This window comes from Pseudomonas sp. GCM10022186 (assembly GCF_042656385.1).
In the GTDB taxonomy this organism is placed as follows: Bacteria; Pseudomonadota; Gammaproteobacteria; order Pseudomonadales; family Pseudomonadaceae; genus Metapseudomonas.
The window spans coordinates 15,895-31,944 of record NZ_JBHSOU010000016.1; the positions used below are offsets into that span (position 1 = coordinate 15,895).

Sequence of the window (16,050 nt, forward strand, 5' to 3'; positions counted from 1 at the left end):
CTCGTTATCTTTCGGTTCTCAGTAGCGGGCTTCCTGGGGCAGGCCGTCGGCAATGGTGTACCAGTCGGCCTTGGATTCCGCGTAGATGTGCTTCTGCGGGATTGGCCCCAGCGGCGAGTCCAGGGTGCCCAGCGCCACCGATACCCAGTCGGGGTAAGGATGGTCGGCGAACCATTGCAGGTTCGAGCCGCATTGCCGGCAGAAGGTCCGGGTCACCCCGGGAGACGAGTGAAACTCGGCCACCGAATCCAGCCCCTGGATGAAGCGGAAATGCTTGCGGCGCACATTGCCGTAGGAGGCGAACGCCGCGCCGTGGCCCTTGCGGCACTGGCTGCAATGGCAATGGGTGGCGGACTCGATGGGCGCGTCGATCTCGTACTTCACCGCGCCGCACAGGCAACTGCCGTGGTGCATGGCTGGGATTCTCCTGGGTGGGTCGGATTGCCCTCTCCCCCGACCCCTCTCCCGCAAGCGAGAGAGGGGAGGACGCTGGTCAGCGGCTGGCGCGGCGGGCCATGAAGGCCAGGCGTTCCAGCAGCTGCACGTCCTGCTCGTTCTTCACCAGGGCGCCGGCCAGCGGCGGGATGGCCTTGGTGGGGTCGCGCTCGCGTAGCACGGCTTCGCCGATGTTGTCGGCCATCAGCAGCTTCAGCCAGTCCACCAGTTCGCTGGTGGAGGGCTTCTTCTTCAGGCCCGGCACCTTGCGCACGTCGAAGAACACGTCCAGGGCCTCGGACACCAGCTCGCCGCTGATGTTGGGGTAGTGCACGTCGACGATCTTCTTCAGGGTCTCGCGGTCGGGGAAGGCGATGTAGTGGAAGAAGCAGCGGCGCAGGAAGGCGTCCGGCAGCTCCTTCTCGTTGTTGGAGGTGATGATGATGATCGGGCGCTGCCTGGCCTTGATGGTTTCGTTGGTCTCGTAGACGTAGAACTCCATCTTGTCGAGTTCCTGCAGCAGGTCGTTGGGGAACTCGATATCGGCCTTGTCGATCTCGTCGATCAGCAGGATCACGCGCTCATCGGCCTCGAAGGCCTCCCACAGCTTGCCCTTCTTGATGTAGTTGCGAACGTCATGGACCTTGTCGGAATTGAGCTGGGAATCCCGCAGGCGGCTCACCGCGTCGTATTCGTACAGGCCCTGGTGCGCCTTGGTGGTGGACTTGATGTGCCAGGTGATCAGCCTGGCGCCGAAGGCCTCGGCCAGTTGCTCGGCCAGCATGGTCTTGCCGGTACCCGGTTCGCCCTTGACCAGCAGCGGGCGCTGCAGGGTGATGGCGGCGTTCACCGCGAGCTTGAGGTCGTCGGTGGCGACGTAGGACTGGGTGCCTTCGAACTTCATCAGGGAATCCTCGGACTTAAGGCGCCGGTTGGCAAACCGGACGGTTCAGTATTTGGGAAAGCGCTGACTATAACGCGCGCGCCAGTCGACTGTGAACGCAGACGTTTCATTCAGTCACTGAATGGCAGATTTGCCCTCGACCCGACTCGGGCCGTGCTGGACGACCAGGTGGTGCCGCCTTAGGCTTGGACCCTTTTCCTGCCATGACAAGGAGTCCGCCATGAGTCGTATCTACGCAGACAATTCGCAAGCCATCGGCAACACCCCGCTGGTGCGCATCAATCACCTGGGACCGCGCGGGGTGACCCTCCTCGCCAAGATCGAGGGCCGCAACCCCGCCTACTCGGTCAAATGCCGCATCGGCGCCAGCATGATCTGGGATGCGGAGGCTTCCGGCCGCCTCAAGCCGGGCATGACCCTGGTGGAGCCCACCTCCGGCAACACCGGCATCGGCCTGGCCTTCGTCGCCGCCGCCCGTGGCTACAAGCTGATCCTCACCATGCCCGCCTCCATGAGCCTGGAGCGGCGCAAGGTGCTGAAGGCCCTGGGCGCCGAGCTGGTGCTCACCGAGCCGGCCAAGGGCATGAAGGGCGCCATCGAGAAGGCCAGTGAGCTGGCGGCGTCCAACCCTGGGCAGTACCTGCTGCTGCAGCAGTTCGAGAACCCGGCCAACCCCGCCATCCACGAGAAGACCACCGGCCCGGAAATCTGGAACGACACCGAAGGCGCGGTGGATGTGCTGGTGGCCGGCGTCGGCACCGGCGGCACCATCACCGGCGTGTCGCGCTACATCAAGCAGACCTGCGGCAAGCCGATCCTCTCGGTGGCGGTGGAGCCGGTGACTTCACCCGTGATCAGCCAGACCCTGGCCGGAGAGGACGTGAAGCCCAGCCCGCACAAGATCCAGGGCATCGGCGCCGGCTTCGTGCCGAAGAACCTCGACCTGAGCCTGGTGGATCGCGTCGAGCAGAGCAGCGACGACGAGGCCAAGGCCATGGCCCTGCGCCTGATGCGTGAAGAGGGCATCCTCTGCGGCATCTCCTCCGGCGCCGCCATGGCGGTGGCCGTGCGCCTGGCCGAACGCCCGGAAATGGAAGGCAAGACCATCGTGGTAGTCCTGCCCGACTCGGGCGAACGCTACCTCTCCAGCATGCTGTTCGACGGCCTGTTCACCGAGCAGGAGCTGCAGCAGTAGGAGCGAATTCATTCGCGATCAAGCCGTAGGGTGGAAATCTCCTTGGGGATTTCCACCATCGGTGCCTCACAGTGCTTCGCTGGTGGATAGAAAAGCGCTATCCACCCTACGCGGCTGCCCCCTCTCCCTACAGAAAAGCCGCCCCCACCGCAGGTATCAACCCACCGACTTCGCCGCGGCCGGCAGCGATTGCGGCTTGAGCACCAGCCACAGCGCCAGGGCGATCAGCACCCCGCCCTGAAGGTGCGCGACGGACACCGACTCGTCCAGCAGCAGCACGCCCCAGAACACGCCGAAAGGCGGGATCAGGAAGGTCACCGTCATGGTCTTCACCGGTCCGACGCTGGCGATCAGGCGGAAGTAGAGGATGTAGGCGAAGGAAGTGCAGACCAAGCCCAGTGCCGCCAGGGCCAGCCAGGTCGAGGGCTCCCGCAGCGGTGCCAGGGGCATGGCCGGAACGTCCCAGGCGAAGGCCGGCAACAGGCAAAGGGTGGCGCCGATCTGGCAGCCCAGGGCCACCATGCCGCTGTCCATCCCACCGGCCTCGGTGATCCAGCGCTTGGTCATGAAGCCGGCGAAACCGTAGCAGGTGGTCGCCACCAGGCAGGCAGCGGCGCCCCATAGCAGCTGGGCATCGAAGGCCACCGGTCCGGTGCGGGTCAGCACCGCCACCCCGGCCAGGCCCAGCAGCACCCCGGCGGCCTTGGCGCCGTTGAGCTTCTCGGCGAAGAACAGCGCGCCGATCAGAACCCCCATCAGCGGCGTAGTGGCATTGAAGATTGCCGAATAGCCGGCCGGCAGCACCTGGGCCGCCAGGGCGTACATGGCCGCTGGTACTCCGGAACTGACGATGCCGATCAGCAGGGTCTTGCCCAGCTTGCCGCGAAAATCCCAGTTGCTGCGCAACACGGCGAGGATCACCGCCAGACCGATGGCCGACAGCAGCACCCGCAGGAAGGCCGTGGGCAGGGCGCCGATCTGCGGCACCAGCATGCGGATGAACAGGAAGCTGGCACCCCAGATGGCGGCGAGGCTCAGTAGGCGGATGAGATCGGCGGGTTTCATGGCGGGGCTCCAGGCAGGGGAGCCGGCACGATGAACCCGCCCGTACTGCGGCGCAATCCACAACTTGCTTTCAAATTGGCGGAACAGTTTCGAGGCGAGGGGCAGGTGGGGGCGGATAGGTTTCTTGTAGGGGCGAATTCATTCGCCAAGCAGGCCGAAGGTCTGCCCTTTGGCGCCTGGGGGAGTACTGCGTGCTCCTTGGCGAATGAATTCGCCCCTACAGTGGACGGATCGTGCGGCTGCTAGAAGCTCTTGCTCAGGCTCGCCACCCAGGTCGCGCTGCAGACATCGGTGAAACCGTAGTAACTGGCGCATTCGGCCTCGGACAGGTCGGTGTCGACATAGGCCAGGCCCCAGGTCACGCCGATGAAGTCACGGGTCAGCTTGGCTTCCCATTCGTGATAGTCGTCGGTGCTTTCGCCGCTGGTGGACCAGAACATCGGGTCCTTGAAGTCATTGCGCCCGTAGCGCAGCTCCAGGCCCAGATCCAGGGGCAGGGTGGTTTCGTAGCCGATGTAGCTGTAGAGGATGTCCTGTTGCTCGCCGAAGACGTTGGTGGCGTCGTCGGAGTAGTAGGCGGCCAGTTTGAAGCCGTAGGCGCCGAGGATGGCGTAGACCTCGCTCTGGTTGAACTGGCTTTCCTTCGGATAGGCGTATTTGACATAGCCCGCATCCAGGCTCAGCTCGTCGGTGGCCTGCCAGTACCAGCCGGCGTAGTAGTCCACTTCCTGGCGGGTCTTGAGGTCGAAGCCGAAGTCCACATTGGAGGTCCAGACTCCGGCATAGAGGCCGCTGGAGTGCAGCAGGGTGGCGCCGGCCTGGGCCGCCGGGTCGTTCTGCGTCTGGGAGATGCCGCGGGTGCGGTAGTCGCTGGCCAGGGTCAGGTCGACCTGCAGGGAAAAGTCGTTGGAGAGCTGTACGGCCTGGCAGGCGAGGGGGGCCAGGGTGAGGGCGAGGAGAGCGCTGCGTTTCATCTAGTTTTCCAGTTGTTGTGATTGTTCTGGCAGATGCGGGCAAGACTCCGCCCGGCCCCCGCGCGGACGCGGGAGCAGGGAAGGGAGCAGGGGGGGGCTTGTGCTTAGGGGGCGGCTTCGAAGACTTCGCGGCCGGCGAACCAGGTCTTCAGTACGCGGGTGTCGCGCAGGGCCTCGGGTTCGACCTGGAACACGTCGCGGTCCAGCAGGATCAGGTCGGCCTGCTTGCCGGGGGCGAGGGAGCCGATCTTCTCTTCCAGGCCGAGGGTGCGGGCCGAGTTGAGGGTGTAGGCCTGGAACATGGTCTCGCGGTCGATTTCCTCGTCCGGGTTCAACACGCCCTTGGGCCCCTTGCGGCTGACCGCCTGGTAGATGGCTTTCCAGGGCTCCGGGGTGGTCACCGGCCAGTCGCTGGCGCCGGAAATGCTGGCGCCGTTCTTCAGCAGCGAGCGCGCCGGATACTGGTACTGGAAGGCCATGGCGCTGATGTAGGGCTGTACCAGGTCGAGGGTGGAGTCGTCGGCGCTGGCCCAGTAGAGCTGCATGGAGGCGATCACGTCGAGCGGCTTGAAGCGGGCGAATTCCTTGGGGTTGACCATCTGCAGGTGGGTGACCGAGTGGGCGATGCCGCTCTGCCGGTCGCGGCGCGCCCGCTCGATGCCGTTGAGGGATTCGCGCACCGCGCGGTCGCCGATGGCATGCACGTGCACCAGCCAGCCACGGGCATCGGCCGCGCTCACCAACTCGCCGAAGTGTGCCGGGTCGATCAGCAGCTCGCCGTACTTCTGCGAGTTCTTGTAGGGCTCCAGCAGGGCGGCGGTCTGTGCCGGGTACTCGGGCACGCCGTCGGCGAAGATCTTGATGCCCGGCAGGCTCAGGTTGGGCAGGCCCTGGAACTGCCGGCGCACCTTGTCCAGGGTATCCAGGTCGGCCGGCCTGCTCTGTGGGTGGGCCACCAGCAGCGCGGCGACGTGGGCGGTCAGCTCGCCCTTTTCGGCCATGGCCTTGTACACCGGCAGGATACCTAGGGTCTGGGCGGTGGGCTTGAAGTCGAACAGCGGCTCGCCGGGCGCGGCGTTGGCCGCCGGGTCCATCCAGGCGGTGATGCCCAGGCTGAGGTTGTAGCGCAGGGCCGCGCGGCCGGCGTCCAGCAACTGCTCGGCGGTGGCCTGCGGGAACTGCGCCAGCACCGGGTCCAGGCCGGCGTCGGCGAGGAAGCCGTTGGGGCGCTTGTCCGGGTGATGGCCGATGGTGGCCAGCTCTTCGCCCTTGAGGGCCTTCACGGTGTCGGCGTCGATGCCGGCGCGTTCCAGCATGGCCCGGTTGGCCCAGCCGGTGTGGTGGTCCCAGCCGACGAAGACGATGGGTTCATCCTTCCATTCGCCCTGGTTGAAGCGCCGCTCGAACTCCGCCACCTGGCTCCAGTAGGCCGAGGGCAGGCCGCCGACGCTGAGGATCTCGCCGTGGCGCGCCTTGCCGTCGTCGCGCCACTGGCGCAGGCGCCGTTCCAGTTCGTCCATGGGCAGGAGCTGCGTGTTCACATTGGCCGAGGCCAGCTCCAGGCCGCCCATCACCGCGTGGGAGTGGGAATCGACGAAGCCCGGCATCAGCACCTTGCCGCCCAGGTCGACGACACGGGTGCCGGCTTCCTTGAGTCGCAGTACCTCGGCATCGTTGCCCACCGCGCGGATCTTGCCGTCTTCCACGGCGACCGCCTGCTGCAGGGGCTGGCCGGGTTCGGCGGTGTAGACCTTGGCGTTGTGCAGGATAAGGTCGACCGCCGCCATGCTTTCCATGGAGGCACAGGCCAGGGCAGCGGCCATGAGGGTAGGAGCGAAGGTTTTCATCGGATGCGTTCCGGTTCTTGTTGGTATGGCGCTGAGCCTAACCAAGCCGGAGCGGCAGCAGAATGCTATGTTTTCGCACAACTTTTGTGCCGAACCGGAACAGATACATGGACAAGCTCAGCGCCCTCACCATGTTCGTCGCCACCGCCGAACATGGCAGCTTCAGCCGCGCCGCCGAACAATTGGGCAAGACGCCATCGGCCCTGACCAAGGCGGTGGGCCATCTGGAGTCCGAGCTGGGCGTGCGCCTGTTCGAGCGCACCACCCGGCGCATGGCGCTGACCGAGGCCGGCCACATCTACCTGGAAGGCGCGCGCCAGGCGCTGATGCAGCTGCGGCTGGCCGGGGAGGAAGTGGACCAGTTGCAACACGAGCTGCGCGGCACCCTGCGCCTCACCGCGCCACCGTCCTTCGGCCCGGCCTTTCTCAATGAGGTCTGCTGCCGCTTCATGACCGAGCACCCGCAGGTACGCCTGGAGGTGGACCTGAACGACGCCTTCGTCGACCTCATCGACGGCGGCTACGACCTCGCCCTGCGCGACGGTCCCACCGACCTGCCGGGGCTGATCGCCCGGCCGTTGACCGAGAACCGCATCTACCTCTGCGGCAGCCCGGCCTACCTGCAGCGCAAGGGCATCGACGTGTCGCTGGAGACCTACCAGCAGCACGACTGGCTGATCTTCCAGCATCCGCTGCTCAACCGGCACTACTGGTGGCTGCGCCTGGGCGAGGAACGCATCCGCATCGCGCAGCCCGTACCGCGAATGGCCAGCGACAACTACGACTTCCTGCTCGCCTGCCTGCTGCGCGGCCATGGCCTGCAGGTGCTCCCGCGCTGGAGCGCCGCGCCCTACCTGGCCAGCGGCCAACTGGTGCGGGTGATGCCCGAATACCTGCTGGAGCCCGATGCCTTCGGCCCCTGGGTCCATGTCCTCTACCTCGCCCACCGCCGGCGTACCCGCAAGGTGCGGGTGTTCATCGAGGTGCTGGAGGGGTATCTGCGCGAGAAAAGGATTGCCTGATCCCGGGCACAGGGTTGGGGCGAAGCTTTCTTGTAGGGGCGAATTCATTCGCCAAGCGGGCCGAAGGCCTGCCATTGGGAGCTGAAGGGGGCTGCTTCGCAGCCCCTGGCGAATGAGTTCGCCCCTACAACGAGGAATTTTTTCTGGCTAAGCTCGGCATTCCTCCTCCTCAGCCGAGACATCCCCATGGCGCAGCAATGGCCGGCCGAAGGCATCGCCCGACTGATCCTCGAAGGCTTCGATGATTACCGCGAGCATTTTCGCCAGATCACCGACGGCGCCCGTGCCCGTTTCGAGCAGGCGCAGTGGCAGGCGACCCAGTTGGCCGCCGCTGAACGTATCGCCCTCTATGAGGTGAAAGTCGGCGAAACCAGCGGGCGCCTGCGTGCGGCCTATTCCACCGAGGAACTGCTCGATGTGCAGCTCTGGCCCCTGGTGAAGAGCGCCTACATCGACCTGATCGACCTGCGCCTCGACGATGAGCTGTCCGAGACCTGGTACAACTCGATCTTCTGCAGCCTGTTCAGCCACGACCTGATCAGCGACGGCTGCATGTTCATCCATACCACGCGGCCTTCACTGCGTGCCCACGAGCGCGCACCGCAGACCCGCAGCTATCGCCCCGAGGGCCGGTTGCGTGCGGCGCTGTCGGCGATACTCGACGACTTCCGCTTCGACGTGTCCTACGACGACCGCGCCGGGGACCTGGAGCGCCTGGAGGTCCAATTGCGCGAGCACCTCCCGGACTGGGTATGCAAGGACCGCGAGCTGTGCATCGAACTCTTCGCCTCGCCCCTCTACCGCAACAAGGGGGCCTACCTGGTGGGGCGCGTCTACACCCGTGACGAGCAGTGGCCCCTGGTGATCCCGTTGCTGCACCGCGAAGGCCGCGGTATCCAGGCCGATGCGGTGATCACCGATGAAGCGGAAGTGTCGATCATCTTCTCCTTCACCCGCTCCTACTTCATGGTGGACGTGGCGGTGCCCGCCGAGTTCGTCGGCTTCCTCAAGCGCATCCTGCCGGGCAAGCACATCGCCGAGCTGTACACCTCCATCGGCTTCTACAAGCACGGCAAGTCGGAGTTCTACCGCGCCCTGATCAACCATCTCGCCAACAGCGACGACCGTTTCATCATGGCCCCCGGTGTGCGGGGCATGGTGATGAGCGTGTTCACCCTGCCGGGCTTCAATACCGTGTTCAAGGTAATCAAGGACCGCTTCGCCCACGCCAAGACCGTGGACCGCAACACCGTTATCGAGAAGTACCGCCTGGTGAAGAACGTCGACCGGGTGGGGCGCATGGCCGACACCCAGGAGTTCGCCGACTTCCGCTTCCCCAGGTCCAAGTTCGACCCGGACTGCCTGGCCGAGCTGCTGGAGGTGGCGCCGTCCACCATCGCCGTGGAAGGCGACGTGGTGCTGATCCGCCACTGCTGGACCGAGCGCCGCATGACGCCGCTGAACATCTACCTGGAGAGCGCCAGCGAGGCCCAGGTGCACGAGGCGCTCTACGACTACGGCCTGGCCATCAAACAGCTGGCGGCGGCCAATATCTTCCCCGGCGACATGCTGCTGAAGAACTTCGGCGTCACCCGCCACGGCCGCGTGGTGTTCTACGACTACGACGAGATCTGCTTCCTCACCGAGGTCAACTTCCGCGTCATCCCGCCGCCCCGCTACCCGGAGGACGAGATGTCGGCGGAGCCCTGGTATTCGGTGGCGCCCAATGATGTGTTCCCCGAGGAATTCCCGCGCTTCCTGTTCGCCGACCTCAAGCAGCGCCGGCTGTTCGCCAAGCTGCATGGCGACCTCTATGACGCCGAGTACTGGAAGTCCCTGCAGGCGGCCATCCGCTCCGGCAATGTGATCGACGTCTTCCCCTACCGGCGCCAGGAGCGGGAACTGACGGAAGCCATCCAGTAGGGCCGGAGCCGCCATGGTCGAACAGGTTTTTTCCCGCGCCACCTGGCTGAACTCGCTGCACATGTCGGCACTGACCGTGGCATTGCTGCGGGAGGAGGGCATAGCCGCCTGCGAAGTCCTGGCCGGCAGCGGTATCAGCGAGCAGGACCTCGTCGAGCTGCAGCGCCTGGTCAATCCCGAGCAGGAACAGCAGGTCTACGCCAATGCCGTGCGCCTGGCACCTTGTCCTGCCCTGGGCCTGACCCTCGGGCTGCGCACACGCATTTCCGCCTATGGCCTGGTGGGCTACGCCATGCTTTGCGCACCGACCTTCGGCGAGGCGCTGCGCATCGGCCTCGCCTACCCGGTGTTGCTGGGCACTTATTTCCGCCTGGCCCTGGAGCGGGACGGCGACACTGCCTGGCTCACTGCCACCGGCTACAGCGAGGCCGAGTCGCTGCGCGCCTTCAACACCGAAGTCTGCCTGGGGTCGCTCAAGGTCACCTTCGCCGACCTGCTGGGCCAGCCCCTGCCGCTGCGCGCGGTGCAACTGGACTACCCGGCCGGCAGCGGCATGGCGCGACCTTACGCACGGGGGTTCGGCTGCCCGGTGGCATTCGGCGCGAGCCGCAGCGCCATCGGCTTCGACGCCGCCTGGCTGGACCGCCGCCTGCCCCTGGCCGACCCGGTGACCCACAAGGAAATGCTCGAACAGTGCCGCCGCCAGAACGTCGAGCTCGCCGCCCGCCGCGCCTGGCTGGAAAGGGTACGCGGACTGCTTGCCGCCCGCCTGCAGAGTCCGCCGGGGTTGGAGGAACTGGCGCGGCAGATGAACTGCTCCTCGCGCAGCCTGCGCCGCCACCTGGCCCAGCAGCAGACCAGCTACCAGCAACTGCTGGACGAACTGCGCTTCACCCGCGCCAAGGAAATGCTCCAGCAGGGCGACATCCCCATCTACCGCATCGCCGAGGAACTCGGCTTCAGCGAGACCGCCAGCTTGCGCCACGCCTTCCAGCGCTGGAGCGGACAGCCGCCGAGTCATTTCCGGGGGTGAGGATGGTGGCGGGAATTTCCTTGTAGGGGCGAATTCATTCGCCAAGCGGACCGCAGGTTCGCCCTGCCGGGCCTCGCGGGGCAGCTGCGCTGCCCTTGGCGAATGAATTCGCCCCTACAGGATTTACGCCGCCCGGCGCGCCGCACGCAGGGCGGGAATCACCTCGTGGGTCAGCCAGCGGCGCAGATTGCGGTTTTCCGGGTGATAGAAGCGGCGCAGCAGCAGGTCGTAGCTGCCCGATTCGCTGATCATCAGTTCTTCCTCCACCAGGCCACGGCCGCACTTGAGCAGGCCGGTGCGCCACTGGTCGGCGTCGAGGCCATCGTTCAGTCGGAAGTTGGCGGAAACGCCCAGCAGGCGGCCCAGGTCGCGGGCGGCGAACCAGGGTTCGTGGCCGATGAGGGTGGCGCGCAGCAGGCGGCCGTGGCGGAAGAAGTGGCGGGTTTCGTAGAAGGTGGTGCTCATGGTGCAGCTCCCTGTCGAGCGTTGAGGAGCCGCCACCCGGATGCATCCTGAAAGGGTGGCGGACTGTGCAAGGTTAGAACCACCGGACACAGCGGCCGGCCGGGCGAATGCCCGCCTCGCACAGTCCGCCATGACTGCCAGGGAGCTGGAAAATGCCCAGTCGACCTGCATGGCTTTACTGCACGCTGTGTTGTCCGGGGTTCTAATCCCGGGTCACAACCGAAGTCGTAACGAGGGCGGATGCTGCCCAAGGGGCTTGTAGGACGGCAATGCGGTTGGGGTGTCGGATATTTCGGATTGGCTCGGCTGCCCTCTCCCCCAGCCCCTCTCCCTGAAGGGCGAGGGGAGCTAAATCGTGCCGAGAAGAGTTCGTAGCTTCGCATCACTACGTGTTGTCCGGCAGGTACGCAAAAGCATCAGGCGCGAGTCACCCCTCTCCTCTTCAGGGAGAGGGGCCGGGGGAGAGGGTGTTCGGCCAAACATGATGGCCATATCGATCCCCTATTGGCCGCCGCCACCACTGCGCAAACACCTCTGATCCGCCACAGAATCACCTCACCAATAACAAGACCCGAATGAGGTGCCCTCCATGCTGACCGTCTACAGCGACGATCACCGTCTCCACTTCGGCCAGTCGGAACTGGTCGACGGCAAGCTCCAGCCCTGCTTCGAAATGCCCAGCCGCGCCGACACGGTGCTGGCGCGGGTTCGCCAGCAGGAAATCGGCGAGGTGATCGAGCCGAAGGACTTCGGCCTGGAACCCATCCTGCGGGTGCATGACGCCGCCTACGTGGAGTTCCTCAAGGGTGCCTGGGACCGCTGGGCCGCCGAAGGCCACAGCTGCGACATGCTGCCCACCACCTTCCCGGCGCGCCGCCTGCGCCGCGACGGCCCCATTCCCACCGCACTGCATGGCCAGCTCGGTCACTACTGCTTCGACACCGAGGCGCCCATCACCGCCGGCACCTGGCAGGCAGTGTACAGCTCGGCGCAGGTCGCGCTGACGGCCCAGGACCACATGCGCCAGGGCGCCAATACCGCCTTCGCCCTCTGTCGTCCGCCGGGACACCACGCCGGCAGCGATTTCATGGGCGGCTACTGCTTCTTCAATAATGCCGCCATCGTCACCCAGGCCTTCCTCGACCAGGGTGCCAGGCGGGTGGCCATCCTCGACGTCGACTACCACCACGGCAACGGCACCCAGGAGCTGTTCTACGCGCGCAATGATGTGCTCTTCGCCTCCATCCACGGCGACCCGCTGGTGGAATACCCCTATTACCTGGGCCATTCCGACGAGCGCGGCGAAGGCGCGGGTGCCGGCTTCAACCACAACTACCCGTTGCCCCACGGCACCGGCTGGGACGGCTGGGCCGCCGCCCTGGACGACGCCTGCCGCAAGATCGCCGCCTACGCCCCGGATGCCCTGGTGATCTCCCTGGGCGTGGACACCTACAAGGACGACCCGATTTCCAGGTTCAAGCTGGACTCGCCCGACTACCTCCGCATGGGCCAGCGTATCGCCGCCCTCGGCCTGCCCACCCTGTTCATCATGGAAGGCGGCTACGCGGTGGAAGCCATCGGCGTCAACGCGGTAAATGTGCTGCAGGGTTACGAAGGAGCCGCGCAATGAAGGCCCGCATCCTGCTGGCGGGGGCCCTGCTGGGCGCCTCGCTGAATGCCGCCGCCGAGCCCGTGGTGCGCATCTACAACTGGTTCGACTACATCGCCCCGGACACCCTGAAGAACTTCCAGGCCGACAGCGGCATCAAGCCCCAGTACGACGTCTACGACAGCAACGAAGTGCTCGAGGCCAAGCTGCTTTCCGGCAATTCCGGCTACGACCTGGTGGTGCCCAGCGACGGCTTCCTGCCCAACTACATGAAGGCCGGGGTGTTCCAGCCGCTGGACAAGAGCAAGCTGCCCAACTGGAAGAACCTCAACCCGGCACTGCTCAAGGTGCTGGCCGCCAAGGACCCGGGCAACCAGTACGTGATGCCCTACATGTGGGGCACCAACGGCATCGCCTACAACGTCGACAAGGTGAAGGCGGTGCTGGGCGAGAACGCGCCGGTGGATTCCTGGGAGCTGATCTTCAACCCGGACAACCTGGCCAAGCTCAAGGCGTGCGGCGTGGCCTTCCTCGACTCGCCCACCGAGGTGATCCCGGAAGTGCTGCATTACCTGGGCCTGCCGCCCAACAGCCACAACCCGGATGACTACAGGAAGGCCGAGGAACTGCTGGCGAAGCTGCGCCCCCACGTCAGCTACTTCAGCTCGTCGAAGTTCGTCACCGATCTTGCCAACGGCGAGGTCTGCGTGGCCCTGGCCTGGTCCGGCGGCGCCATGCAGGCGGCGGCCCGGGCGCGGGAAGCCGGTAACGGGGTGAAGGTCGAGTACCGCATTCCCAGGGAAGGCACCGCGGCCTGGTTCGATGTGCTGGCGATCCCGAAGGACGCGAAGAACGTCGAGCAGGCCCACGCCTTCCTCAACTACCTGTTGCGCCCGGAAGTGGTGGCGCCCATCTCCGATCATGTGGCCTATGCCAACCCCAACCAGGCGGCGGACGCCCTGATCTCGGCGGAGCTGCGCGACAACCCCAACGTCTACCCGCCGGCCGAGGTGCAGGCCAGATTGTTCTCGGTGGAAATGCTGCCGCCGAAGATGGAACGCCTGCGTACCCGCACCTGGACCAGGATCAAGACCGGGACCTAGGGCAAGCCTCGTAGGATGGTGTAGAGCGAAGCGAAACCCATCGGTGCGGATCGATGGGTTTCGCGGGGCCCTGCTCACAACCTCGATTGCGGCAGGGCAGGCCTTCGGCCTGCTTGGCGAATGAATTCGCCCCTACAGGTTCCCCGCCCCTTGCACCGAGCATCAACCCGCCGGCCAGCAGCAAGCCGGCTCCGGCCACATAGAGTGCCGGCTGCAGGTCGCCACCCGGATGACTGCTCACCGCCGCCAAAGGCAGCAGCGGCCGGGTGAGCAGGGTCAGCAGTACGCAAGCCCAGAGGCCAGCCATCAGGCGCGGGCGAGCAAGCGGATCAGCGGGGATATGGGGGAGCTCCGGGGCAAATCATCGGAATTCCATCCCAGGTAGTGGCGATTTTCATTAAAAACGAATAAAAAAGAATGTAATTGTTCTCTTTTGTTGAATGGTGAATCCATGGAACTCAGCCAGCTCCGCATTTTCCAGGCCGTGGCCGAGGAGGGCTCCATCACCCGCGCCGCCACCCGCCTGCACCGGGTGCCGTCCAATCTCTCCACGCGCCTCAGGCAGCTGGAGGAAAACCTGGGCGTCGAGCTGTTCCTGCGTGAGCGCCAGCGCCTGACCTTGTCGCCAGCGGGCAAGGTGCTGCTGGGCTACGCCGAGCGCATGTTCGCCCTGCAGGCGGAAGCCGAGGCGGCCCTGCGCGGCGGCGAGCCGGCGGGGGACTTCGTCATCGGTTCGATGTTCAGCACGGCCGCCATCCACCTGCCGCCCATGCTGGTGCGCTACCACCGCACCTGGCCGGCGGTGAACCTGCAGGTGCAGACGGCGCCCAGCGGCGAGTTGCTGGATGGCCTGCTCGGCGGCCGCCTGGACGCGGCGCTGGTGGATGGCCCGCTGGAATTCGCCGAACTGGACGGCCTGCCGATGTTCGAGGAGGAGATGGTGTTGATCACCGAGTCCGGGCATGGGCCGGTGCGCTCAGCCGAGGATGTGGCGGGGCTGGAGGTCTACGCCTTCCGCCAGAGCTGCTCCTACCGGCGCCGGCTGGAAGCCTGGTTCGTCGCCTCGCGGGTGCCCATGGCGCCGCCCATGGAAATCGAGTCCTACCACAGCATGCTGGCCTGCGTGATCGCCGGCGGCGGCATCGCCCTGGTACCGCGCTCCATGCTGGAAAGCCTGCCGGGCCGCGAGGAAGTGCGGGTGCATGAGCTGGTGGCGCCGTTCAACCGCACCACCACCTGGCTGATGTGGCGCAAGGGCATGCTTGGCGCCAACCTCCGGGCCTGGATCGACCTGCAGGGCCAGAAAGCCGATAAGAGCGCTGGAGGCTGAACGAGGGGGAGCGAGCACGGACCAGACATTCGTTCAGCCTTCAGCCTTCAGCGATTCACCAGCCTAGGGTTGTCGACCCTGTAGGGAGTTTCCCCCCTACCGTTCAGCGGTTTGATTCAGATCAGCAGGAAATTTCCGAGGGGGCGTATTTTGGTTCCTGCCCGGAGCAACTAAGCTCCTGACAGGGTGGCCCAAGAAGCACGGGCCGCCCGCCCAACGTCCCAGGAAAGGGGGTCAAGCATGAAAAAGCGGCTAGAAGCGTGGATGTGGCAACTGGGTGTCGCGCTGGGCCTGATCGAGGCACCGCGCCTGCAACCCATTCCCGTCCGTAGTGAAGAGCAGCGCCGCCTCGCCGAGCAGCGCCGCTTGAGGCAGTAACCGGCCTACTCGTGGGCCCTGAGCCAGTTGTCCGCCAGCTCGCGCAGGCGCTCACCGGAAAAGCTGGGGAAATGGCCACCATGCACGGTGCGCACCGGAAGGTCGCGCAACCGTGCAAGGCTTGTGGCGTAGTCTTCAAGGTTCGAGTGGTAGGCATTATCGACAAGCGGGCCGTCGTAGATGATGTCGCCGCTGAACAGCGTTCCCGTCTTCGCTTCCCACAGGCTGATGCCGCCCGGTGAATGGCCGGGGGTATGCAGCACCTCCAGGACCCGGTCGCCCAGGTCCAGCACATCGCCCTCATCGATCAGCCGCGTCGCCGGCGCCGCCTTCACGCGGTACTCGGCATAGCACAGCGGGCAGTCCGGGTGCGCCTCGAACATCTCGTCACCGACGTAGTCCGCCGCCAGGGTATTGGCCCCGGTGGGGGCGGCCAGGATGTCCGCTTCCGCCGGGTGCACCAGGCGTTCGGGGAACTCGTGGTGACCGGCGATATGGTCGAAATGGGTATGGCTGGCCACCGCCAGCAGCGGGCGCTGGGTGAGCCAGGGGAGCTGTTCGCGCAGGCTCACCAGGCCGGAACCGGAGTCGATCAGCAGGTCCTTGTCGCGGCCTTGAACGTGCCAGAGATTGCAGCGGTAGAAGGGCCGCACGAAGGGTTCGCTGATCAGGCTGATGCCGTCGTAGCGGTGCTCGACTTCGAACCACTGGTCGCGGCTGACGATTTTCATGGGGTGTGCTCCTTGCGTAGGTCGCCTGAGGGCTGA

The 16,050-nt window shown here is 65.7% G+C and carries 15 protein-coding genes; 8 read left to right on the plus strand and 7 right to left on the minus strand.

The window, feature by feature from the left end:
- Positions 1–18 precede the first annotated feature (18 nt).
- Positions 19–414, minus strand: coding sequence for a GFA family protein (locus ACFPU0_RS08895; RefSeq protein ID WP_377692541.1), 396 nt, complete (start codon positions 412–414; stop codon positions 19–21).
- Between the two features lie 79 nt (positions 415–493).
- Positions 494–1,339 (minus strand): AAA family ATPase, encoded by an 846-nt coding sequence (locus ACFPU0_RS08900; RefSeq protein WP_377692542.1) that lies wholly within the window; start codon positions 1,337–1,339, stop codon positions 494–496.
- A 220-nt stretch (positions 1,340–1,559) separates the two neighbouring features.
- Here ACFPU0_RS08900 and cysK point away from each other — a divergent pair, with 220 nt between their 5' ends.
- Complete coding sequence (gene cysK, locus ACFPU0_RS08905) at positions 1,560–2,534, plus strand: cysteine synthase A (protein ID WP_377692544.1); 975 nt, start codon at positions 1,560–1,562, stop codon at positions 2,532–2,534.
- Between the two features lie 156 nt (positions 2,535–2,690).
- Here cysK and ACFPU0_RS08910 read toward each other — a convergent pair whose 3' ends face one another.
- From ACFPU0_RS08910 to ACFPU0_RS08920, 3 genes are all read right to left on the minus strand, one after another.
- Positions 2,691–3,599, minus strand: coding sequence for a DMT family transporter (locus tag ACFPU0_RS08910; protein WP_377692546.1), 909 nt, complete (start codon positions 3,597–3,599; stop codon positions 2,691–2,693).
- 242 nt (positions 3,600–3,841) lie between these two features.
- A complete protein-coding gene (locus ACFPU0_RS08915) occupies positions 3,842–4,573 on the minus strand; it encodes a TorF family putative porin (RefSeq protein WP_377692548.1) in 732 nt (243 codons plus the stop codon).
- Positions 4,574–4,677: 104 nt separating this feature from the next.
- A complete protein-coding gene (locus ACFPU0_RS08920; protein WP_377692549.1) occupies positions 4,678–6,420 on the minus strand; it encodes an amidohydrolase in 1,743 nt (580 codons plus the stop codon).
- 107 nt (positions 6,421–6,527) lie between these two features.
- Here ACFPU0_RS08920 and ACFPU0_RS08925 point away from each other — a divergent pair, with 107 nt between their 5' ends.
- The 3 genes from ACFPU0_RS08925 (at position 6,528) to ACFPU0_RS08935 (ending at position 10,398) form a co-directional block, all read left to right on the plus strand.
- Entirely contained in the window at positions 6,528–7,442 is a 915-nt protein-coding gene (locus ACFPU0_RS08925) for a LysR family transcriptional regulator (RefSeq protein ID WP_377692550.1), read from the plus strand.
- 186 nt (positions 7,443–7,628) lie between these two features.
- Positions 7,629–9,365 carry a bifunctional isocitrate dehydrogenase kinase/phosphatase gene (gene aceK / locus ACFPU0_RS08930; protein WP_377692551.1) on the plus strand — a complete coding sequence of 579 codons (1,737 nt, stop codon included), beginning with the start codon at positions 7,629–7,631 and terminating at the stop codon, positions 9,363–9,365.
- A 13-nt stretch (positions 9,366–9,378) separates the two neighbouring features.
- Positions 9,379–10,398: an AraC family transcriptional regulator gene (locus tag ACFPU0_RS08935; RefSeq protein WP_377692552.1), complete on the plus strand. Its 1,020-nt coding sequence runs from the start codon at positions 9,379–9,381 to the stop codon at positions 10,396–10,398.
- A gap of 123 nt (positions 10,399–10,521) precedes the next feature.
- Here the strand turns inward: ACFPU0_RS08935 and ACFPU0_RS08940 are convergent, their stop codons facing one another.
- Positions 10,522–10,863 carry a Bro-N domain-containing protein gene (locus tag ACFPU0_RS08940; protein ID WP_377692553.1) on the minus strand — a complete coding sequence of 114 codons (342 nt, stop codon included), beginning with the start codon at positions 10,861–10,863 and terminating at the stop codon, positions 10,522–10,524.
- Positions 10,864–11,452: 589 nt separating this feature from the next.
- Here ACFPU0_RS08940 and ACFPU0_RS08945 point away from each other — a divergent pair.
- The 4 genes from ACFPU0_RS08945 (at position 11,453) to ACFPU0_RS08960 (ending at position 15,283) form a co-directional block, all read left to right on the plus strand.
- The gene (locus tag ACFPU0_RS08945; protein ID WP_377692555.1) at positions 11,453–12,493 is read left to right on the plus strand and encodes a histone deacetylase family protein; all 1,041 of its coding nucleotides are present in this window, start codon (positions 11,453–11,455) and stop codon (positions 12,491–12,493) included.
- Positions 12,490–13,575 carry an extracellular solute-binding protein gene (locus tag ACFPU0_RS08950; RefSeq protein WP_377692556.1) on the plus strand — a complete coding sequence of 362 codons (1,086 nt, stop codon included), beginning with the start codon at positions 12,490–12,492 and terminating at the stop codon, positions 13,573–13,575. The genes ACFPU0_RS08945 and ACFPU0_RS08950 overlap by 4 nt, the downstream gene beginning before the upstream one ends.
- A gap of 451 nt (positions 13,576–14,026) precedes the next feature.
- Complete coding sequence (gene ptrR / locus ACFPU0_RS08955; RefSeq protein ID WP_377692557.1) at positions 14,027–14,905, plus strand: putrescine utilization regulator PtrR; 879 nt, start codon at positions 14,027–14,029, stop codon at positions 14,903–14,905.
- A gap of 240 nt (positions 14,906–15,145) precedes the next feature.
- Positions 15,146–15,283 (plus strand): PA1414 family protein, encoded by a 138-nt coding sequence (locus ACFPU0_RS08960; protein ID WP_377692558.1) that lies wholly within the window; start codon positions 15,146–15,148, stop codon positions 15,281–15,283.
- A 5-nt stretch (positions 15,284–15,288) separates the two neighbouring features.
- On the opposite strand, the gene ACFPU0_RS08965 is transcribed toward ACFPU0_RS08960, so the two are convergent.
- A complete protein-coding gene (locus tag ACFPU0_RS08965) occupies positions 15,289–16,014 on the minus strand; it encodes an MBL fold metallo-hydrolase (RefSeq protein ID WP_377692559.1) in 726 nt (241 codons plus the stop codon).
- Positions 16,015–16,050: the final 36 nt, after the last annotated feature.